The following is a 22,977-nucleotide window of genomic DNA, read 5'->3' on the forward strand; positions in this document are numbered from 1 at the left end:
TCCTCATGATATTTTTTGATAAGCATCTCCAAGTTTTTCCAATAATACCTGCGGATTTTTTGTACCTTTTACCTTATCCCTCCCAAAAGGACATGTCTCACACCATTCCTTTAAGGAATTTGGCACTACTAGCCATATAATTAGAGTAACAGCCAGCCCCACCATATTAAGGCGAACTGCCCAAGTCATGCTAAATAACCGGTAATATAAAAGTCTCGTTCCTGTCCATTGTACAATTTTCTGACTACTAGTTTTTAGTAGCGGTGCCGCGTAAGACAAACTCGAAAGCAATCCGAATGTAACCGCAATAAATTGCACCACGGATTTTAAAAAGTAAAGAGCTGCAAGATTGTAATTTTCCTTATCCAAATACTTTCTTCCAGTTTCCGCCTCTTTAGCAGCCGAGTAATAACCGGCTACTGTACTTAAAACTCCGCCATAAACTTTTAAATATTGAAATGTCACCGATACTTTATCACCAACTAAATGTTTTGCCGCATTGGCGCCAATATCAAGAATCGCGGCAGTCGTCGAGCATATGGCAGCACACAGTTCACCCAAGGTTTTTTTATCATCCTTGAATTCCCAGGCAATTTTTACCAAATTAATAATTTCAAGTGTCGCGACAAGCAACGATAAACGATTTTCTTTCAGCGCTGTAGGGCCTTTAGTAGTATCTTCCTTTACCTCCATCCATTTCTTTTCCAGTGCTGCATATTTTTCGCTTTTTAAATCATTCCCCGATCCAATGAAGCTTTTTGCTGTCGACAAGCGACGTACAATATCGGCTCTGGCTAAACCTTCCTGCCTCGCCTGAATTTCTATTGCGCTGATGATGCGACCAGGTTCAACTCCGGCACGCGCCATCATCAAACCTCGAACAGCATATTCAGCGGTGGAATCTGCGCCTCTCTTCAAAAAAGGCCTGAACAGCAAATCTCCAATTGTCATGAACAAGCGATCAAGATCCACCACCTTTATGACCTTAATACCTTCGGAGGCATCTGCGGCTTTCAGCAAGGTATTTTGCATGGTATTGACCTTCTTGTAGATATCGCAGGCCTTTCTGATATGCACGGCCAAAAAGTCCATACTGGCCTTACCGACCTCACTGAAACTTGTTCCTGCTTCTGCCAGCGCAGTATTAAATTGTTCACCAAGCGCTTTCTGATTTAAAGACAGAGCTCGCCAAAGAAGATTCGGCTCATGCGCCTTCATTTCTTTGACCCATTCGGTAATTTTATTCTGTCCTTGAATACTTGAATTCATGCCGTTTATTGCGCTACCAATCTTATCCTCAAAGGCAACGCCATCTTCGATACTTTCCTCATTAAATTCGCTCAAGTAATTAATCAATAATTTTGATTCCAACCACATGATAAGATCATGTGTTCTTTCGTCGATAATATTTTTTGCGTCATCCAGCATCGCATCATATCTCTTCCGGAAGTCCTGATAAGCTCCAGGCTCCAGCATCTCCTCATACTTCGCCCAAGATAGTTCTTTTTCTTTGGCGATCATCGCTGGAGAATTTTCTCTTCTCCTCGCAATAAAGCTGTCCGCATCGGCTTTTACCTTGGCCATCTTGATGCTGCGCGACGGCTCCGGATACGCATTTGCATCATTAAGACGCGCACTAAAACCCATGGTAACCGGCACTTTCTCCCGAGCCCATTGGTCCAACAAATCACATACTTCGGTTTCACGGCCTCTTTGCGGTTCCGCCAGTTTTAATGCCCGATCACGCCGCTCCTGCGTGGAGCTTATTTGAGGAGCATTATTTCGCGTTTCTTCCTGATGCTGCTCTTCGTTCGCAACGGCCGTATTTTCCAGAGTTTTTCTGACGCCTTCTATACCTTGCAATGCAGTCAGTTCCAGCTCTCGTTCTTCACTGTATTTTTTTATCCAACCTGCAGGTTCATTCCGGAAGCCGTTGAGCTCATGGGTAATGCCAAATGCATCCCATAGGGCGATAATGACAGGAGCATTACCCTTGGTATTTTTTCCCTCACCGACTGTTTTCATCAATCCAGCCAGTTTTTCGCTTTCACCCTTTCTCAGGTGCAAAGCATGGCAAGTACTTTCCATTTTCAGTTTTGTAGCGTTGTAGCTACCATCCACCTTGCTCATTTCGCCAAGTGGCAACCCGCTGAGACTTATTGAATTGAAATTCTCTTGATACTCAATGACCTTTTCGATATTTTTCTTGGTAGCGGGAAGGCCGTGTCGGTAACCTCCAGCTGTCACCCATATCGAAGGTAAAAAAGTTTGCATACGTTTGTCGCGCAATTTTTCGTCGCTGGCAAACAAAGTGAAAGTTTCTTTACTCCATGCATGGTCTGAAAATGCCAGCCAGACTTTGCCACATTTTTCGGGTTTTTCGATTGATATGATTGAAGCAGGTATATTATGCCCGTCGCGCGAGCAGGCCGGCTCAACGCTAATTGGCTTGAGACCGCTGTTAAAATATTGTTTCCACAATGTCCCTGCCTCAGAGACGCTATACACTTCCCATTTGATTTGACTTCCACGCGCATGTTTTTCATAAAAAAGATAGACAAAACCTTTACGCAAGGTGCGCAATGCATACTTGTGATACTTGAGTTTCACATCCGTGACTTTATTTCCTAGCGGATCGGGTAGTGTTGCATCAACATCATTTGGCACAACGGCATATCGAACAGGCAGAATAGCCAGTCCAGACTTATTGCAGTTTTCGCATTCTGGGTTTTTTGGATTAGTACAAGCCATAAATTTTCCTGAGGGTCTTTATCTTATTTTTTAGAAAAATAATCTTGTAATTGATCAGCAGGGCATCCAGTCACCTCTTCGAGTGCACCGCCATAAAATTCGCCGGCGCCGGTCATGCTCCACACTGCCTGTAGACGCTGATCATCATGGAAATCACTGCCAAGCTGCAAAACATGCAAAGCAAATAACTCACGGTCTTTTTTATCGACGATGCCATAGTGCGTCGCGCGTGCCAATGCTGAAAAAATCGCCTGTTCCCATTGCTTCGGCCCAGATTCTCCCCACGTTAGCCACGCGGCATGAAGCGTGGAATAATCATTCACTTGCGCCCACTGCGATGAACTCAAGATCAGCCGCTGTTCAAGCGCGGCATGAGGAAAAAGCGCATGGGTGTCATCCAGACCATGTCGCATCAGGTTTTGCTGCCGGTCAAATGCGATCACACTGCTTACTGGCCCCAGCATCTGACGCTGCTGTTCGACAGTCATCGCCGGCCATAACCATTCGCGGACACCCGGGTCATGGAATCTGAGCAATTTTTCCAGGCCTTGAACTGAATGAATATGGCAATGGCTGGCCCAATGGCGCGCTATGTTTTCCGGCGCTTCGTCACTGATAACCCATCCAGCGATCGCTTGACCGTTACCAGCCCACAGACTGTCCTTTGTCCAAGAGTTCCAGGCAAGTTCGACACTCATTTTGAATAGTTCAGCGCCGGCATATTCATCCAGCGCCAACTCGATCAGATATGGCGCGAACTGCTGATCGAAACGGGGATGTGCAATGGGCACGACTATTTTTCGTTGCTGCACAATCGCATGCGAAGAAAACGGATCTCCTTGTGCAGGATTTACCCATAACAAACATAGGTCATTTGCCGTTTCATGAAATTGTTTATGGAGCAGTTGAAGTGGTGCTTCCCATGCTTGGCTGACAATGACCTCGACCGTCGATTCCATACAAATTCCCCGAGCTACAATGTTTGTGATCCTGCCTGAGTGGCGCTGGCATTCTTACTTGCTTGTTCGCACCCCTTGAGGACACCCACCGGCAATTGCTTTACCGCGCTACTGCTGGCAGGCCCCGTAAACTCCTTCATGCCGGCCTTGAATTCCATCTTGCCGGGCCCATGAATCTCGATATTGCCGCCTTCGAGCTTGATATAGGCGCCCTGCACCGTCATCAGCACATGCTGCTTGCCGTTGATGTTGACGCTTTTGCTGACGCTGGCCACGGTCACGGCCTTGTCTGCGGTTAATTTTGTTTCATCGGACTGGCTCTGGCTGCTGACCTTGCCGCTGGCCGCGTGCAGGCGGATGCCCGTTTCCTGGTTGGGTTTGTCGGGCTTGCTGGCCTTGCCATAAGTAAACAGGCTGATGCCTGAACTGATCGCATGGAAATGGTTGCCTTGCGCGCCGAAATTGATGTCCTGCCCTGCCGCGATGCTGCTGGTATTGCCGGAGGCAAAAAGCGCGTTGAGCGGCGTGGTCGCGGCGATACCCGCCGGACTGGACAATTGCAGCTGCGGCGCGCCATAGGCCGTTACCTGGCCATCGCCCGTGCCCGCCGTGCCCTTGAGCATTTCGATGCTGTTCGCCAATTGCTTCAGCGCCGGCAGCGTATCGGGCGCCGCTTCGGCCTGGCCTTGCCCACCGCCTAACACAGCCTTGTGCTTTTGCGCCGTCTCGGCAAGCGAAGTCAGCAGGGCCAAGCTTTGTTCGATCTGGGCCGTGGCTTCCTTGGTATCCATCTGCGTGCCGCTGGCATTGGTGCGCCCGTCGGTCGACAGCAGCAGCCCCTGCCCCGCACGCAGCGCGGCGCTGTGCTCGGTTTTCAGTTCCGCGCCGAAGCCGGCAGCGGCCAGCCGCTGGTTGTCCGTCTGATGGCGCAAGTGTCCCAGGTTCAGCTCGGCAGTGCCCTGATGTGCGCCGGCATGGCGCTGCAGGGCCACGCGTGGCTGGCCCGGGCTGTCGTCGAATACCAGCTGGCTGTACGCCGCGCCGCCCTGCTGGCTGGCCTGCATGGCCTGGCTCTTGATGCCGGACAGTGCGGCCGGGTGGGCATGCGCGCCCGCTTCCCCTGGAAACCAGGCCGGCGCATTGCCGGTGGCCGGCCCGGCGCCATGGGCCACGCGGTTATTCTGGGCGTCGGCCGTGCCTTGGCCGTTGTAGACGGTACCGATCACGAGCGGTCGGTCGATATTGCCTTCCAGGAAATCGATCAATACTTCCTGGCCGATGCGCGGCAAGGCATGGCCGCCCCAGTTGGCGCCCGCTACCGGCGCCATCGTGGAGGCGACGCGCACCCAGGTGCCGGCACTGTCGTCGCCTGGCGCGCCGGTATGCTTGCCGCCTTGCGGATGGTCGAGGCGGCTGTGGCTCATGACGCCGCGCTGCCAGTGAAATTGCACCTTGATGCGGTGGTCGCGGTCGGTGTGAATCACGGCGCCGCCCGGCCCCACCACGACGGCCGTCTGCTGGCCATGCACGGTCGGGCGCGGATGCAGCAGCTGGCCATGCTGGTCCTTGCCGCTGGCGCGATAAGGAATATTGCTGCGGATGGCATCGATGCGGTTGCGGTACAGGGGCCGCTCGGCAATGGCGCCCAGCAGCGCGGGCATGCGGTGCAGGCTGCCGGCTTGCTCCTTGCGGATGGCCGTATCGAGCAAGCCCGTCTTGAGCGTCTGCACAATGGACGACTGCAGATCCGCGCTCAGGTTGTTGTGCATCAGGTGGACCGTGCGCACGATCAGGAAGCTGCGCTCGTCGTCGCTGCCCGCCTGGTCGAACACCGGCTGCCCCTGCAAGCTAAACGTGGTGCCCGGCGACAAGGTACGCACGGTACCGGCCGCCACGTGGACTTCCTTGCCCGCTTCCAGCGCCTGCAACTGGTTGCGCGCGATGCGCTGGCCCTGCTCGCGCGAGGCATAGGCATAGGCCCCGGGCGCGTCGCGGCTGAGCAGCTCCACGCCCTGCACCGGACCTGCCGCGCTGGCAACACGCTGGTCGAGCGAGCGGTAATCCCAGCTGCCCATTTCGATGGCATTGGTCTGCTGGCGCAATTCGGTGCGCCAGCGGTCGATGCTGTCAACCTTCATGACGGCGCCCGGCTGCGTGAAATTGATGCTGCTCTGGGCATTCGGCTTGAACGCGCCGTTATGGTCCGCGATCACCAGGCAGTGGCTGCCCAGGCTGGGGCTGCCGGGATCGCCGCCGTGTTCGTAGTAATAGAACAGCCCTTCCTCGTGCATCAGGCGCTGCGCGTAGGCCCAGTCGCTTTCCTGGTACTGGGTGCTCAGGCTGCGCTTCGGGTATGCCGCGCGGTCGAGGATATCGAAACGCCAGGCCGGCGCCAGCTTGCCCTGCGCCTGGTAAGCGGCAAACAGCGCGTCGAGGATGTCGAATACCGTCATGTCCTGGAACACGCGGCTGTCGCGGCCGTGGGCAAGAAACGCGCTCCACGGTTCCAGGGTCAGGTGATAGCGCGCCATGCCGCCGTTCGCGCCAACCAGCTCGACGGCGGTGATATGGCCGTGGAACGGGCGCAGCGCGTCGGCGCTGGTAGCGGTCAACAATTGCAGCAGGGCCGGCTGGCCAATCAGGGTACGCAAGGAAATGGCGGCGTCCGTCGAGAGGGCCGCGATCTGGAACACGAAGCCCGTGCTCAAGCCTTCCTCGCCGCGCACGCATTCGGCCAGCAGGCGGTCGGCGCCGAGGGGCGTAGTCAGCTGTAGCAATCTGCTGGCTTGCGTGAAACTGGCGGGCAAGGACATGGACATCCGGAACTCCATCACGCGGCTTCCCGCATAAAATTAGTAAATAAGCATTTTTATCGAAGCCATTACACCCTAGAAATTTTTTTATAGCAAGAGTGTTTCGATTGAAATCTCGGCTCAGCAATCATTGCGTTCCGCTCAGACCGCGCAACTCCGGCATGGCCGGTTCGGTGGGCCGCAAATGCGTACTCTTCAACAAGGTTTCCAGGCGCGCGTAGCTGCTCTTGAACGGCGGCGGATTCTGCTTCAGTTCCGGTGCCTGCTCCATGCTGCGGCTGCCTAGCTCGATCAGGATGTAGGGCAGCACCGCCGTGCCCAGCCATCCTGCATAACCGGTAAATACCGTATAGGTTTCAAACGGCGCGCTGCCTGGCCGCTCCACTTTCAGCGCCACGCCGCCCTGCTGCGCCGTCAGCGCGCCGATGCGGACGCTACGGGGCGCGATGCGTTCGACAATGAAAGGCTTGGCTTCCTGCTCGCCGCGGCTGCCGAACTGGCCGATGCCGCCGGTGGCGGCCGCCTGGACCAGCGGCACCTTCAAGGCGCGCGGATCGACGTTGCCGGTGCTGATCGTATACAACACGCCGGGCGCGTCGGGCCAGCGCAAGGACTGCTGGATAGCGCTGACCGTCTTGCCATCGTCAGCGATAAAGCCATGCGGAATGCACAGGCCCAGTTCTTTCGGCACTTCATTGGCGGCGCGCGGGCGGAAGCTTTTCAGGAAGCGGATGAACTGCTGGCCATGCGCTGCCTCGCTATTGTTGTCGCGTATTTCTTGCATGGATTCAAACACATACACATATTCGCCGCGCTGCAGGTGGCTGCGATAGATGGAATAGCGGGTGGGGTTGGCCGTTCCCGAACCTTCGCTGCTGCGGTAACCGTCACTGTCGGGCAGGCCGGAATCAAATGTCTGGTAGTTGCTTTGCAGTTCCTTGATCTGCGCCTGCCTGCCGGTGAGCGACTTCTGCGCCAGATAGCTCGCCTGACGGGTCTTCGCGTTGGCGGGCTGGCCTTTCAATTCGGCCAGTTCCGCCTCATCGTCCTTGAGCAGCGCCTGCAGGCGGTCGATCCTGGGTTGCGGCATGGCTTCCCGCAAGGCGGCCATATCTTCCTTGCCTAGCGGCCCCAGCACACCGATGCGGACATTTCCAACCTGTATCTCATCACCCTGGTGAAATACGTCTTCGCTGAAAGACCGGTAAAAGATGCCCGTGTCGGACGCGTCCTTGTAGCGGGTCGGCCACTGTACCGGTGCATGCACGTCGAATACCAGCCGCCCCAGGCACTCGCGCGCCATGCCGGCCGGCGTCGCGTACCCGGGCGCGGTCGCCTGCATCAGTTCCTGCGCCGTGGGCCTGCGCGATGGCGCCGCCGGATCGGCCTGGTTGGCGGCCATGCCTTCGCCATACGCGCCGGCAAACAGCAGGAGAGTGGCGAGATGGCATGCGGCAAAACGCGGAAGACAAACTATCATCATGGCTACCAATCAAAAAAAGCACTATTCTTCAAACCGAGCTTTCGCCCTGCCCGACTGGCGGGCGCTTGCCTGATTCAACCTGGGCGTAGGTCTCTTGCGGCAATGGGTGGTCTGCATCGCGCGGCGGTTTCTTCTCCTGATGGGCCAGCAGGGTCAGATTCATGCCTGAAATATTGTTTTCGCCCGCCGTCCAGGTGACCGGCAAGGCCACGATAAAACCCTGCACGCCCACCGGCGCCGATTCGGGCGCGCGCGTTTGCGCCTCCCAGGAGTGCGATTTGTCGCGCAAGATATCGGCATCGCGCCAGAAGCGCTCGTGGAACGGCATGTGGTGTTCCAGGCTGCGCGTCCTGGCATTCCAGGTGGGCCAGATCGAACTGGGCTTGCCGCTTGGACGGGCCAGGAAAGCGAAGGCCTTGGCATACGCTTCCGCATTGGCCAGCGCCAATTTTTGAATCGCCTCCCAGGTGTCCGGAGCCGCCGGACGCAACAGGTGCTTGATCAAGCCCTTGGCCGGGGTGGCGCCATCGGTCAGGCCGAACAGTTTTTTCCACAGGCGCACCCGCAAGTCATGCACGTTGACGCTGACCTTGTCGCTATCGACCCCATCGAGCTCGACATCGGTCTGATTGTCATCCCTGACGACGACCGCCAGTTCAGAATCGCGCCCGCCCAGCTGGCTGCGGTCGTTGATATTGGCGCTGCCCAGGATCGCCACCCTGTCGTCGGCGATCAACAGCTTGGAGTGCACATAAATCTGCTCCGTCACGTGACGCGTGCCCAAGGTTTCCCAGGAGCGCAAGTTGAGCAAGGTCAGGTAGCTGGTCCACTTGTCGCCGGCCAGTTCGGCCAGCCGGTCCGGCGCGTAGCCGGCAACGGTTTTCCTGGCCTCTTCCGCCCCCAGTTTTTTGCTCTTGCGCAGATCCCGCACCAGGATGGCGCGCCGGATCCGGTTCACCAGGCTATCCTTGCCGAATACCAGCGACTGCATCGTCAAATGCAGCTGCGTCATGATATTGAGGGTGTCGAGCGTGCCTTCCGGATGCACCGGCAGCACCATGTAGACATGGAAGGGCAAGCCATCGTTGATGGCCCGCTCGATGCGCTGCGACAATGCCAGGCCAATCGGATTGAGGATGCCTGGCTCTTCCTTGCCCATCATGCGGGTCGAGGTGATATCGGCGTAGTTGCTCATCACATTGAACAGATCGGCCATGAAATCGCTGCCGCCACCGGTAATGTCGGCCTTGACATCGTCGATCTGCGACCAGATCAGCTTGTCGATCATGTCCGCCGGCGGCACGCCATACACGCCGAGCTGCCGCGCATACTTTTCATAGGCCGGCGACTTGCTGATGTCGAGCAGCGCCGCCATCGGACCGGACAGCGGCCTGGTCTTGCTTGCATCGCTGCCATATTCCGACTGGAAAAACTGGCCTTCGATATAGATGAACTTCTGCGCTCCATTAATTGCCGTCAGCATCGCCTTCAGACAGTTGTTCTGCGGCCATTCCGGCCTGGCCGCGGGTTTGCTGCCGCGCGCATGTGCGGCCAGCTCGTCATTGAGCAACCTCATCGGCGCGCTGCGCAACACTTGCACCCAAGCATCTCCCGCCGGCTTCGCAGGCGTTTTGGGCGGCGGCGCGGCGGCGATGCGCTGCAAGACCAGCCTGGGCGTGCCGGACATGCCCAGCGCCTGGAACATCTTGATCAGCGAAGGCGGCATGCTGGCCTGGTACGATTTTTCATATCGCTGGGCAATGCCGTTCCAGCGTTCGATGAAATTGCGGCTCAAGTCGCTGACCGACGGCCCGACGATGGCCGCATGCACATCGTGCCATGGCATGCGCGGCTGCGTGGCGGCGAAGGTCTTGGCCCCGGTCGGCATGATCTTGCGCAATTTTTTCAGGTTTTCATAGCGCGTGGGACGCGCGTCGGCCAAGGTCGACAGATAAGTGAGGACGCCGATCACGAAGGTCTCGATCAGCTTGACCGTGCCGCTGCGCAATTCGGGCGGCAGCTTGTTCAGCGAACCGGCGTTCAGCCAGGACATCAGCGCCGTGCCGCCATCGATCACATGCGCGCTGCCCGTGGTGCGCACGGCATCGACCTTGTCGCGCAAGCCTTTGTCGAGCTGGCCGTAAGCCCAGCGCGATATATCCTGCGCAACATCGATCGGTATGTCTTGCAGCTTGCCGATAAAGTCGGGCATCAGGTCGATCGCATCCCATTTGGCGGACATATTCTTCGATATCCGCGCGATGCCATCCTTGGCGTCCTGCACCACGTCGAGCACGACGGCGATCGGCCTGATCGTGGCCGAGGTGGCAAACGTGGCCGCGCCACCGACTTTTCCGCCGATGCAACCGGCCAGCAGTTCGGCGCGCGTCAGGTAGGCCGTTTGCGCTTCATGGTTCATCGGCTCGATGGCCGGGATACAGGTGTTGTACACCTCGTTGCCCTTGCGCGTGCCATGGCTGAGGGCGAACTTGCCGTTGTCGCGGCGGCCATAGGCAAGGTCGATGCCGCCGACAAACGCGCGCTCATTGTCGATCACCACGAGTTTCTGGTGATGGGAAAAGCCGATGCCCAGCATGCCTTCCATGTCGCTCTGGGCGATCGCCGGCAAAGCGAACGCCTTGGCGGGGCCGCCGACGCCTGCATTGAGCTGGAAGATCGCCAGCACGGTTTCGAAGTCGCCCGTATCGACCCCGACCTTGGGCGACAGCCACGGCATCACATACACTTTCGGATGGTGGGGATTGCTTATCGCCGTTTCCAGGCATTCGAACAAGGTCTTGCTCGCCGTCAGTTCGACATCGAAATTGACTTGCCAACCGGTGATGAAAATCGATTTCTTGGCGCCTTCGATGGCCTTGGCGACAGCCGTGAAATACTCTTCGCCGGTGACATAGAATTCGACCTGGTTGCCCTTTTGCTGTTCCGAAAAGATGCTGCCCCACTTTTGCTCGGGGAAATTCGGCAGTTCTTCGCCATCGTGCACGAAACAGCCAGGCGCCGACGTGGCCGGCGCGCTCGGCGTGCCGTCCTTGCCCGTCAGCTGGGAGATATTTTTATTTGTCATGACGCATGTCGCAGTGTGTCGCCGGTTGGCTTGCATGGAAGGAAAATGTCAGCATCAGACTTTCACCTTCGGCAGGATGTTTTTCAGGGTAAGCGAGGCCAGCGCTTCTTTCGCATAGCGCGCCTGCGGCGCGGCTGCCGCCTCGAAGATGGTGGCATAGCGCCCGGCGCTGAAATCCGCCGCCTGCATCGCATGGAACAGCTTTTCCTTGTCGCTCCAGTCGGGCGATTCGGTTTCCACGTTCAGCCGCACGCTGTGGCCCGGATACACGATCCAGGTATGGTCCGGATTGCTCGCATAGACGGCGGCAAGCTTTTCTTCCTCCGCATCGCTGAGCTTGATATTCCCCAATGCATCGGTCTTGCCCTGCGCCACCAGCTTGTCGTCGTCGATGAAATCCATGCCGTCGGGCTGCGCGCCATGGGTGATCTTCCACGGCGTGTGCGCCAGCGCATGGCCTTTCAGCCCCGGCGTGTCGGCCAGGCGCAGCAAGAATTTCAACGGCCGCAACGCCAGTTCGGAACGCGGCAGGCGGGGCAATGGATAACCGAGTCCTGTCGGCCCCAGAAAACTTTTCTTGCCTGCAAACACTGTGATCTTCCCGGGGCACTGGATCGTGATATTGCCGCCCTCGATGGTGATGTTGGCGCCGCCCGCCGTGGACAGGCGGATGCTTTTTGCCGCCGCCCAGTCGATATGCGCGTTGGCGCTGGCGACATTGACCTCTTCGCGCGCCTGGACCTTGATCTCGTCGGACTGGGCTTGCACCTCGATGGGCTGGCTGGCCGCCACCAGCTGCATGCCCAGCTCGCCCTCGCCCGGCTTGACCACGCCGCCCAGCAGACCGATCGCCTGGCCCGTGTGCAATCGCCACTTGCCGCCGCCGGCGAACTGCGTATCGAGCCCGCTCATCAGTGTTACCGTTTCGCCATTCGACAATTGCATATCCTGTCCGGCCACCACGCCCAGGCCCCCCTTGGCCGCCACCGCAATGATGGCGTCGCTGCTGTGCGGCAGCTTGTCGTCGGCTGGCGCGACGGGCTTGCCGGCCGCATCGCTCCTGGCGGCCGCCACGCTGTCGCGGCTCAGCATGCCCGAGGCAGTAGTCAGGAAGGCCGGCAACGGCGCGGCCTTCGCATCGAGCGTACTGCTGCCGGGCGCCGTCGCCCCCAGATGCGCCGCATAGGCCACGCCCTGGTGCGTGACGGCCGCCGCGCTGAAGGTCTCGCCCAGCTTGGCGGCCTGCTTGAGCAGCGCCATGCCGGGCGCATTGTCGCCGGCCGGGTCGCGCGCGCAGGCGCCATGGTTGAGTACATAACTGGATACCAGCAGGCCTGCGCCCGCCCGCACCGCGCCATACGCATCCGTGCGCAGCTCGGCGCCGGCGCCGCGCAGGCTGCCGCGGTAATTGTCGGCCGCGTGGATCAGGTGCCCCAGGCTCAGCTCGCTGGCCGCGTGGCTGCTTTTCAGCTGCACCCGGCCCTGGCTGTCGGTGTCGTCGAACAGCAGCTGGTTGTAGCCGGCCATGCCGCCCGCCTTGCCGAACTCCTTGCTGCGGATGCCCCATTGCGCGCTGGCATTCCGGTGCGCCGCGCTGGCCCCGGCGGCGCCATGCCATAGCGGGCTATTGCCACCCGCCAGGTTGCCCTGGGCTGTTGCGCCATGGTCGTGGGCCGGCGCGAACAATTTCTCCGTGTCGGCCTGGGCAGCGGCGGCGCCGCCCGGCGTGGGTGCGCCGCCGCCCTCGCCCTGGCCGTTGTACAGCGCGCCGACGATGATGGGCCGGTCGATATCGTTTTCCAGGAACTGCACCAGCACTTCCTGGCCGATGCGCGGCAGGAACTGGCTGCCCATGCCGCCGCCGGCCGCGCGCTGCGCGACCCGCACCCAGCAAGTTGCGCCAGTCTCCTGCTGCCAGTGAAAGCGGATGCGCACCCGGCCCAGGCTGTCGCAATATATTTCATCGGCGCCGCTGGCCGCGTCATTGCCATCGGCTCCCACGACGATGGCGCTCTGGCTGCCGAAGGCGGTCGGTTTCGGATGCTGGCGCAATCCGTTTTCACCCAGCACCGGGCGCCACGGCGTGGCGGCGGGAATCGCTTCCAGATGATTGGCGTAGCCGCTGGCCACCGCCTGGGCGATCACCTGCTCGAAATGTTCGATGTGGCGCGGGCCCAGGTTCAGCGTGCCCAGGCTTTCCTGCAGCAGTTCCGGGATCGGGCCGAACAGTTCGGCCAGACCTTGCCTGGCCGGCGCCGGCAGGTTGTTGACGCCCACGCTGCAAACGCGCAGCACCGTATAAGCAGGGGCCGGCGCGTCGCCGCCCGCCGCCTGCAGCGGTCCCTGCGTCAGGCTGAAGCGCGTGCCGGCGCGCAAGGTGCGCACCGTCGAACGGGCAACGCAGCGCTCGCTGCGCGCTTCGATCGATTGCATCCGCAACAGCGCGTAGCGGCTGGCCTGGGCTGAGTCGGCATAGTAATACTGGCCCGGCGTATCGTAGCTTTCCAGCAGCGGCGCATGCTGGCCGCCCACCGCCGTCCGGGTCGGCACGCTGGCCGCGACCGCCTGCTTGGCCTTGTAGTCATAACTGAGCACGGTCGCCAGCGCCGTGTTCAGCGAACGCGCCGTGCTGAACGCCTGCAGCGTGTCGCCCTGCTCGCCGGCGCGCGCGCCATGAAAGCGGATGCCGCCGCCGGCCGCGCTGGACGCGTCTTCCGGCACCGCGCTGTCGCTGCTGCTGTCGGCAAACAGCACCAGGCAATGGCCGCCTTCCTGTTCCTCGAAGCGCCATGCCAGCCCTTCTTCGGTCAGCAGGCGGCTGACGAAATCGAGGTCCGACTCGCGGTACTGGCAGCAATAGCTGCGCGCCGCGACGCCATCCATGAACGGACGCGTGTCATCGCTCCAGCGCCACCGCGCCGCCGGCGCGTAGGACTGGAACACGGACTCGACGATCTCGATCACGCTCTTGTCTTGCCAGACGCGGCTGTTACGCACCTGGCCCAGCCGCCACAACCAGGGCGTCAGGCGCAGCCGGTAACGCGCCAGGCCGCCCATGCTGGCCAGCATGGCCGCCTCGCTGACATGACCGCTGAAGCTGGCGCGGCTGCCATCAAACAAGCTCACTTGCAGCGTGGCCAGCTTGCCCAGCATGGGTGCCAGCGCCAGCTGCGCGCTGGTCGACAGCACGATGACATCGCGCGCGCCGGGCGTCTGCAATTGCTCGTCGCAGGCGAACGCTTCCACCAGCAGCAGGTCCGCATCCTGCGCGCTGTCGCCTTCAAGCTTGATCTCGTACAAGCGCGTGATGCTGGAGAACGCTCCCAGCGCGGCGCCCACCTGGTCCAGCTGCGCTGCGCTCATTGCGCGCCTTTCGCCGCAGCCCTGGCGGCCTTGCATAGCGGCTTGCCGGTACGGCCGGCGCAAGTTCTCTGCCGGCAGCTATCGGCGGCGGCCGGTTTCAACTTGCTGCATTGCTGTAACTGGGCTTGCAGGCTGGACGGCGCTTTTTTGGGCGGCGTGCCAGCCTGGGCATGCGACACCAGCGCGGCCAGGAGGGCCACGTCGTTTTCCTGTTCCGGCGTGGCGGCGGGTTTGGCCTTATCAGCGGGATTGAGCGGTTTGGCTGGCGGTTTTTTCTGCGGCGCGCGCGCCGGCTTGGGCGCGCTCTTCTGCGGACTTTCCAGCGCCTTGCTCAGCACATCCCTGGGACCGGGCACCGGCGCCGGGACGGGAGCTGGCAGGTCGGCGCCCAGCATTTCGCTCAAGCTCTGCCGCGGCGGCGGCTGTTCCTCTTCGCGTATGCTGGCCGTGGCGGTGACGGGAGCGGTGGCCGCAGCCGGTGTTTCCGCTGCTGGCGCCGTGCTGCGCAACACCGGGTCCTCCACCGCCGCCGTCTCGCGTTGTCCCAGCCAGGCGCCGGTGGCCAGCAACAGCAAGGCGCCGGCCAGCATGCCACCCCAGACCGGCCACCGGCTGGCGCGCCTGCCGCCAAGCGGGACGGGCGCAGGCCGCTTGCCGCCTTCGAGATGGTTGAGGATACGGCTACGGTCCGCCTCGGCCTGTTGCGCGGGCGTCAATAAGCTGGGCCGTGTCGATGGCCGCGGGCTGTCGTCATTGCTTGGCAAAATCTTAACTCCTGTCAATATTTGCAATACCTTACGACAATAAAAAAAAGCGTGACGCATGTTAGGAAATCAACAGTGTGCACCCGGCGCACAATTGAAACTAAGCCCCCGTAATTAGCAAGTTAGTAAGATATACTCAGCGGCAATATTAGCGCAAACGCTGGCACAGCGGCATTCAACTGCCCATGCCTGGCGCCTTTTTTGGAACGGGGTGGGCGTGTTTCTACTGGCGGTGGCACTCTATTTTTTACTCGCATGCCTGATCAGCTGGCTCGTGCTGTTTCCATCCGGCCGCGAACTGGTGATGCGGGCGCTGGCGACGGCCGAACGGGGCATCGGGGCGCGGATCGAGCGGCTGGCCCGGCGCAGGAACGCCGGACTGGACACGCTGCGCCGTGGCGGCGCCAGCACCTTGCTCGGCAGCGCGGCGTTCGTGCGCCGCCATTACCTGCTGTTTCTGGGCGGTGCGGCGGTGATGTGCCTGCCACCGGCGATCGCCTTGCTGGCAGGCAGCAAGAACGTGTTGGGCGGCTACGAGGTGTCGACGCGCGAAATGAATACGCAAGTGTCGGCCCTGCTGCAAGGGGAACAGCTGGTGCCGCCGGTGGATCTGCCGCCGCTGGTGTTTGCCACCGAGGAAGTGCAGCAAGTGCGGCCGATGCTGGTATCGGCCAGCCGCAACTGGACGCTGCTCAATGCCGAATACGCGCAAAGGCTGCTGCTGGTGTTCAAGATCATGAAGGAAAAACATGGCTACGACATGGCCATCCTGGAAGGTTACCGCAGTCCGGAACGGCAAAACATGCTTGCCGGCATGGGCAGCAATGTCACCAATGCGGCCGCGTTCCAGAGCTGGCATCAGTATGGCCTGGCCGCCGATTGCGCCTTTTTGCGCGACGGCAAGCTGGTGATATCAGAGAAAGATCCGTGGGCCATGCGCGGCTATCAGCTGTATGGCGAGGTGGCCGAATCGGTCGGCATGACGTGGGGCGGCCGCTGGAAAATGATGGACTTCGGCCACACCGAACTGCGCGTGCCTGGTGTAATGAAAAAACAACGATGACTGGAAGGAGCACACATGGCTGGTCCCGTAATCAGATTGGGCGACAAGACATCGCATGGCGGCAGCGTGCTGGAGGCCTCGGCGGTGACGGACAGCGGCGGCATCGGCATTGCGCGCGTAGGCGACAAGGTGTCGTGCCCGCGGCCAGGCCATGGCATCTGTCCCATCGTCAGCGGCGACGCCAGCTGGATCGTCGATGGCAAACCGGTGGCCCGCCAGGGCGACAAGACCAGTTGTGGCGCGGTGCTGATCGCCAGCCAGCAAGCCACCACGGATCAGCTATGACCTCCGGCCGCCACTGCAAGGGAGCGCACTGATGCGCCCGTGGCTGCGGCGCAGCCTGCTGATACTGGCCGTGTTCGCCTTATGCTGGGGCGGCGCGATCTGGTACTGGCGCACCAGCACGCGCATGCCATCGACGGGCGACCTGGCCGGCAGCATGCTGGCATTGCCGCTGGCGCTGCTCATCAGCTGGTGGCTGGGCAAGAAACTGGTAACGAGGCTGGCCGCGCCGGCTGCGGTGCCGGCGCTGTTTGACGCCGCCGACGCCGACGCCGGGGCGCCCGGCAATGACCCTGCGCCGCGCGCGCCGCTGCACCTGGCCGCCGCCGCACTGCGCATGCCGGGCGGTGCCTCGGCGCCGGAACTGGCGGCCGCGCTGCTGGACAAGCAGCAGCGACCCGAACTCGATCCGGAACTGACCGACGCGCAAGGCTACCCGGTGATGAGCGCCCGCGTGGCAGACCTCGATGAACATGGCCAGAAAGCCCTGCTGGACGACTGGCTGCAGACCCGTCCGGCCGATACGGCGCCGGGCGCAGCCCCGCATTTCGATGCCGAACACTTGCGCGCACTGGCGCTGGGCGCCGAGGTATTGACCGAACTGATGCAGGAAGCGGCGATGCACGCGCAGCTCGACGACTACCAGGCGGCACAACCGGGATCGCGCGCCGTGCTGCCGTTGCCGACCCTGCAACTGCATCTGCTGTTGCCGCCCGATTGGAACAAGCCGCAGCGCGACACGGGCGCCGCCTGGCTGCATGGGCAGGCGCAACAGCAAGGCTGGCCTGCCGACAAGCTCAGCGTGCACCTGGCCGGCGACAGCGGGCCGCTGGCGCTGATCGAACAGCTGGCCGCGCAGGCGGCCTTGCAGGAGCTGCCGTGCCTGGCCATCGTGCTGGCCTGCGGTTCGCATATCGGCGAGCTGACCGTGCATGACTGGACCTCGCGCGGCCTGCTGTTCAATGCCGGCCAGCCCAGCGGGCAGATTCCCGGCGAAGGCGCGGCCGGCCTGCTGCTGGCCGATGCGGCCCAGGCGGCGGCGCTGCAGGCGGACACGCCGGTACTGCTGCACCATGCCAGCATGGCCGTGCGCGGCCAGTCGGCGGATGGCCGCGGCCATGGCGATGCCACCTTGCTGGCCGAGCTGGGCGGCAAGGCGATGTCGGCGGCGTCTGTCGCCCCGGACGCGATCACGCGGCTATACGCCGATGCCGACCAGCGCTCCAGCCGCATGATCGAACTGATGAACAATGCCGGCACGCTGCTGCCCGATATCGATCTCAGCAACGACGTACTCAGCGTGGCGGCGGCCTGCGGCCAGAGTGGCCATGTAGCCACCCTGGCGGCGCTGGTGCTGGCGCGACACGAGGCGGCCGAGAATGCCAGCCAGGTGCTATGCCTGAGCAACCTCGACGCCTTCCACCGGGCCGCCGTAGTAGTGGGCCCGGAAGCCCTTGCCCCTGAATCCCTCGCCGCGACATGACCCCTCCCTCCACCATGCCTATCAACCTCTCGCCCCTCATACTATGATGCAACGATTCTGGCATTCCATTACTACCCGTTTCAGCCTGTTCGCCATCGGCTTCGTGGCGCTGGCCGCGCTGCTGGTCAGTTGCGCCGTCATCTTTGAATGGCCGCTGGTATGGATCGTGCCGCCGCTGGCGCTGGTCCTGCTGGTCGCCAGCGCGGTATGGTGGCTGCAGCGCAGGCGCCGCCAGCGCGACGCCGCCAGCTTCGGCGGCATGCTGGAACAGCAGACGGCCGGCGCGGTACCCAAGGCGGGGCCCACGCAGCGCGAGGAAACCGAAGCCATCCGCAAACGCATGCTCGAAGCGATCGGCACCATCAAGACGTCCAAACTGGGCCAGCTGTCGGGCGACGCCGCCCTGTACGAGTTGCCCTGGTATATGGTCATCGGCAATCCGGCGGCCGGCAAGAGCACGGCGATCGCCAATTCCGGCCTGCAGTTTCCTTTTGCCGACAGCAAGATCGTGCAAGGCATCGGCGGCACCCGCAATTGCGACTGGTTCTTCACCACCGACGGCATCCTGCTCGACACGGCTGGCCGTTATTCCGTCAACGACGAAGACCGTGCCGAATGGTTCGGCTTCCTGGCGCTGCTGAAAAAACACCGCAAGCGCGCGCCGATCAACGGCATCATCATCGCCGTCAGCATTGCCGAGCTGACCGGCAGCCGGCCCGAATTCGCCATCAACCTGGCCAAGAACCTGCGCCAGCGGGTGCAGGAGCTGACGGAAAAACTGGAAGTGCACGCGCCCGTCTACGTGGTGTTCACCAAGGCCGACCTGATTACCGGTTTCAACGAATTTTTCCAGGACACGGAACGGGGCGAACGCGACCGGGTATGGGGCGCCACCCTGCCCTACAGCCAGACCAGTTCCAGGCAGGACGTGCTGGAGCAGTTCGACCAGCGTTTCGACGAACTGTATGACGGCTTGAAAGAGCTGAGCCTGGCCAGCATGGCGCTGCAGCAGCAGGAACGCATGCCGCCGGGCGTGTTTACCTTCCCGCTCGAGTTCAGCGCGATCAAGGGGTCGCTGCGCGCCTTCATCGCCACCCTGTTCGAGGAAAACCCGTTCCAGTTCAAGCCCGTCATGCGCGGCTTCTATTTCACCAGCGCGCTGCAGGAAGGCATGTCGGTATCGGCCTCGTCGGAACGGGTGGCGCAGCGCTTCGATTTGAAATTGCAGCCGCAGCAACAGAACGCGGTACAGGACCAGCACGGCTATTTCCTGCTCAATCTGTTCCGCAAGGTGATCTTCGCCGACAAGGAGCTGGTCGCCCAGTACGCCAGTCCGGCCAAGACCCGCGTGCGCTACGCCACTTTCTTTGCCGCCACCGCGCTGGTGGGCCTGGCGCTGGCCGGCTGGAGCTGGTCTTACATGGCCAACCGCCAGCTCGTGGCCAACGTGCAGGCCGACCTGGACCAGGCGATCAAGGTGCAGGACAAGCGGCTCGACCTGCAATCGCGTTTCGAAGCGCTGGAAATCATGCAGGACCGGATCGAGCAGCTCGATTCCTACCGCAACAGCCGGCCTGTCTCGCTGGGCCTGGGCCTGTACCAGGGGGACTTGCTGGAGCGCAAACTGCGCGAAGAGTATTTTTCGGGCGTGCGTGAAGTGATGCTGGCGCCGGTGTCGCAATCGCTGGAAGCCTTCCTGGCCGAGGTCAATGCCGGCGCCAGCCGCTTGCAGCCGATGGCCAGCACGCCGCAGTCGGGCGCGGTGTCGGCCAGCGCGGCCGCCACCCTGCCCGCGCCGGCCGGCACCCTGGCGGCACCGGTAGCCGCCACGCCGACGGCGGCCCTGGCCAGCGCCCCGGCCGCCGCGCCGCCAGCCACGGCCGCCGCCGTCAACCTCGGCGCGCAGCAGTTCAAGGATGCCTCGCCGGCCAATGTGGAAGACGCCTATAACGCCCTGAAAACCTATCTGATGCTGAGCGACAAGTCGCGCGCCGAAGCGAGCCACTTGAATGACCAGCTGACCCGCTTCTGGAGAGTCTGGCTCGACAGCAACCGCGGCAGCATGCCGCGCGAACAGATGATACGCAGCGCCGAACGCATGATTTCGTTTTACCTCACCCAGATCAACGACCCGTCCTGGCCGCAGATCGACAGCAAGCTGGCGCTGGTCGACCAGTCGCGCGACAGCCTGCGCCGCGTGGTGCGGGGCATGCCGGCGCGCGAACGCGTGTACGCCGACGTCAAGGCACGCGCCGCCACGCGCTTCGCCTCGATGACGGTGGCGCGCATCGTCGGCGAGCAGGACAAGGAGCTGGTGCTGGGCAGCTACGCCATTCCCGGCACCTTCACGCGCGACGCATGGGAACAATTCATCCAGCAAGCGTTCCAGGAGGCGGCCAACCGCGAACTGCAAAGCGCCGACTGGGTGCTGAAAACGGCGTCGAAGGACGACCTGACGCTGGAAGGCAGCCCGGAGCAGATCCAGAAAGCGCTGGTCGAACTGTACAAGACGGACTACGCCAAGGAATGGCAGAAATTCATCCAGGGCGTCAGCATCCGCGAGTTGAACGGCTTCGACAACGCGGCGGCGGCCATGAACCGGCTCGGCGATCCGCAAACCTCGCCGATCAACAAGCTGATCGAAACCGTGTACAAGGAAACCTCGTGGGACAACCCGTCACTGCTGGGACAGGGCTTGCAGCGCGCCCAGCGCGGCGTGATGGGCTGGTTCAAGGAAACCATCCTGCGCCAGAAACCCTCCGGCATCAACGTCAACCTCGGCAGCGGCGCGCCCGCCGCCGGCGCCTTGCCGATGGGGCCGGTGGGCCGCGAATTCTCCGGCGTGGCCCGCCTGGTGGTTACCAAGGACAAGGACGCTTCGCTGATGCGCGGCTACATGGAAGCGCTATCGAAGCTGCGCGCCCGCTTCAACCAGATCAAGAACCAGGGCGATACGGGTCCCGGCGCCAAGCAGTTCATGCAGCAGACGCTGGACGGCACCGGCTCGGAACTGGCCGATGCGCTCAAATACGTGGATGAACAGATGCTGACCGGCATGACCGATGCGCAAAAGCAGGCGATCCGGCCGCTGCTGGTGCGTCCGCTGATGCAGACGTTCGCCGTCATCATCAAGCCGACCGAAACGGAAATCAACAAGGTCTGGCTGGCGCAGGTGCTCGAACCGTTCCAGAAAACCCTGGCGCCCAAGTATCCGTTCGCGCCCGCCTCGGGTAGCGAGGCCAGCAATGCCGACATCGGCCAGGTATTCGGACCGGAAGGCAGCATCGCCAAGTTCTTCAATACCACCATCGGCCCGCTGGTGGTGCGCCGCGGCGATTCACTCAGCGCCAAGACCTGGGCCAACATGGGCATCGGCCTGGCGCCGTCGGTGGTGGCCAGCTTCCCCGGCTGGATCGCTCCGCTCAGCGCCAACGGCGTGGCCACGGCGGCCGGCGCCGGCGAAGCGCAAACCCGTTTCGACCTGCAGGCGCTGGCCGCCACCGGCGCCACCGAGTACACGATCGAGATCGACGGCCAGGCGCTGCGCTGGCGCGGCCAGCCGCAGCCGTGGATCCATATGGTCTGGCCGAATCCGCAAGGCACGCCAGGCGCACGCATCAGCGCCATCACGCCGGAGGGCCGCACGGTCGTGTTGCTCAACGAACCCGGCCATTTCGGCCTGAAGAAAATGATCGATTCGGCCAAGCGCAAGCGCAAGGATGGCGGCGTATTCGAATTGAGCTGGGAAAACAGCGGCGTGAGCGTGGCGGCCAACCTGAAGATCGTCGCCACGCCGGCGCCGCCCGCGGCACCGGCCACCGCCTCGGGCGCCGCGGGCTTCCGCGGCCTGAAGCTGCCGGAAGTCGTGGCCCAGAGCGTACCGGCCGTGAATGCGCCTGGCGCCGCCCCCACCGCCACCGGCAATGCGGCCAGCGCCGCCGTCGCGCCATGAGCCGCACCACCGCCACCCCGATCGGCTATTTCGGCAAGCTGCCCAGCCGCGGCGACTTCGTCAAGGCCAGCGACAACCCGGCCCTGCTGAAGATCCTCGACGACTGGCTGGCGCAGGCGATGGACCTGCTCAGCGCCGACGCGCGCTGGAAGCTGACCTACGATGCGTTGCCGCCCATGCATTTCGCCTTCATCGGTCCGCGCCGGGGACGCGCCATCGCCGGCCATATCGCCGCCAGCAGCGATGCGTCGTCGCGCCGTTTTCCCTTCCTGATGATGAGCACCATGGAAGTGGACCAGCCGGCCGCGTTTGTCGCCAACAGTCCGCTGGTGCTGTCGCGCCTGTGGAACCGTTGCGAGGCGCTCAGCAACGACATGCGCGGCCCCGATGCGGGCAACGCGCTGCACGCGGCCAGCCATGCCAGCATCGACCTCGACCTGCGTGCCGCCGCCTATGAAGCTACCTTCAACGATTTCCTCGACATGCAGACCGTGGGCGAACTCGACGCGCTGCTGGCGCCCACCGGGTTCACCGGCACGGTGCGGCAGGTGCTGCTGGCACTGGGCCTGCTGCTGCAGCCGGTGATGGCCAGCAGTTCCAGCCGGCTGGAGAAAAGTCTCGAATTGCCGCTGCCGGCCGACCCGCTGTACCGCAACATGGTGGCGGCGTTCTGGATGCACCTGATCACGCCGTTCCTGGCGCGTGCCGACTTCGAGCTGGCGCTGTTCATCACGCGGCTGCGCGGCCGGCAGACGCTGGTGCTGGGATTTTCCGGCGCGTCGGCGCAGACCCTGCATGTACTGATGAACCCGCAAGCGGCACTGGAACACCATATCGCGTTCGACGACCTGGACTGGGTCGAGGAACACGTCGGCAACGACTACGCGATCAAGAAAGTGTCGACCTATCTGGCGCAAGCCAACCTCTCGCTCAAATCGGCGCACGATTCCCTGCGCGCCGCCTTTATCGGAACCTGACC

General features: G+C 61.9%; 12 protein-coding genes. 5 read left to right on the forward strand and 7 right to left on the reverse strand.

All coding sequences use genetic code 11. The features are described from left to right. Positions 1–3: 3 nt before the first annotated feature. From IGS58_RS14960 to IGS58_RS14990, 7 genes are all read right to left on the reverse strand, one after another. Complete coding sequence (locus IGS58_RS14960) at positions 4–2,751, reverse strand: T6SS effector BTH_I2691 family protein (protein WP_230521906.1); 2,748 nt, start codon at positions 2,749–2,751, stop codon at positions 4–6. Positions 2,752–2,774: 23 nt separating this feature from the next. After that, entirely contained in the window at positions 2,775–3,710 is a 936-nt protein-coding gene (locus IGS58_RS14965; RefSeq protein ID WP_230521907.1) for a DUF4123 domain-containing protein, read from the reverse strand. 14 nt (positions 3,711–3,724) lie between these two features. Further along, positions 3,725–6,529, reverse strand: coding sequence for a type VI secretion system Vgr family protein (locus tag IGS58_RS14970; RefSeq protein ID WP_230521908.1), 2,805 nt, complete (start codon positions 6,527–6,529; stop codon positions 3,725–3,727). A gap of 121 nt (positions 6,530–6,650) precedes the next feature. After that, on the reverse strand, positions 6,651–8,006 hold the full coding sequence (locus IGS58_RS14975; RefSeq protein WP_230521909.1) for a T6SS immunity protein Tli4 family protein: 1,356 nt from the start codon (positions 8,004–8,006) through the stop codon (positions 6,651–6,653). Between the two features lie 28 nt (positions 8,007–8,034). Beyond that, positions 8,035–11,091: a phospholipase gene (locus IGS58_RS14980; RefSeq protein ID WP_230521910.1), complete on the reverse strand. Its 3,057-nt coding sequence runs from the start codon at positions 11,089–11,091 to the stop codon at positions 8,035–8,037. 54 nt (positions 11,092–11,145) lie between these two features. Continuing rightward, the gene (locus tag IGS58_RS14985) at positions 11,146–14,454 is read right to left on the reverse strand and encodes a type VI secretion system Vgr family protein (protein ID WP_230521911.1); all 3,309 of its coding nucleotides are present in this window, start codon (positions 14,452–14,454) and stop codon (positions 11,146–11,148) included. After that, a complete protein-coding gene (locus tag IGS58_RS14990; RefSeq protein ID WP_230521912.1) occupies positions 14,451–15,218 on the reverse strand; it encodes a hypothetical protein in 768 nt (255 codons plus the stop codon). Before IGS58_RS14990 ends, IGS58_RS14985 begins: the two co-directional genes overlap by 4 nt. 217 nt (positions 15,219–15,435) lie before the next feature. Here IGS58_RS14990 and IGS58_RS14995 point away from each other — a divergent pair, with 217 nt between their 5' ends. The 5 genes from IGS58_RS14995 to tagF are packed head-to-tail and all read left to right on the forward strand — an operon-like array spanning position 15,436 to position 22,975. Then, positions 15,436–16,281 carry a M15 family metallopeptidase gene (locus tag IGS58_RS14995; protein WP_230521913.1) on the forward strand — a complete coding sequence of 282 codons (846 nt, stop codon included), beginning with the start codon at positions 15,436–15,438 and terminating at the stop codon, positions 16,279–16,281. Positions 16,282–16,296: 15 nt separating this feature from the next. Further along, complete coding sequence (locus IGS58_RS15000; RefSeq protein ID WP_034788054.1) at positions 16,297–16,566, forward strand: PAAR domain-containing protein; 270 nt, start codon at positions 16,297–16,299, stop codon at positions 16,564–16,566. A gap of 31 nt (positions 16,567–16,597) precedes the next feature. Next, positions 16,598–18,046, forward strand: a complete 1,449-nt coding sequence (locus tag IGS58_RS15005; protein WP_230521914.1) for a hypothetical protein — start codon at positions 16,598–16,600, stop codon at positions 18,044–18,046. Between the two features lie 46 nt (positions 18,047–18,092). Then, positions 18,093–21,998: a type VI secretion system membrane subunit TssM gene (gene tssM, locus IGS58_RS15010; RefSeq protein WP_230522239.1), complete on the forward strand. Its 3,906-nt coding sequence runs from the start codon at positions 18,093–18,095 to the stop codon at positions 21,996–21,998. After that, positions 21,995–22,975: a type VI secretion system-associated protein TagF gene (gene tagF, locus IGS58_RS15015; RefSeq protein ID WP_070256530.1), complete on the forward strand. Its 981-nt coding sequence runs from the start codon at positions 21,995–21,997 to the stop codon at positions 22,973–22,975. The genes tssM and tagF overlap by 4 nt, the downstream gene beginning before the upstream one ends. Positions 22,976–22,977 lie beyond the last annotated feature (2 nt).

Origin of the sequence: Janthinobacterium sp. EB271-G4-7A, assembly GCF_020858075.1 — a bacterium.
GTDB lineage: Bacteria > Pseudomonadota > Gammaproteobacteria > Burkholderiales > Burkholderiaceae_D > Janthinobacterium > Janthinobacterium lividum.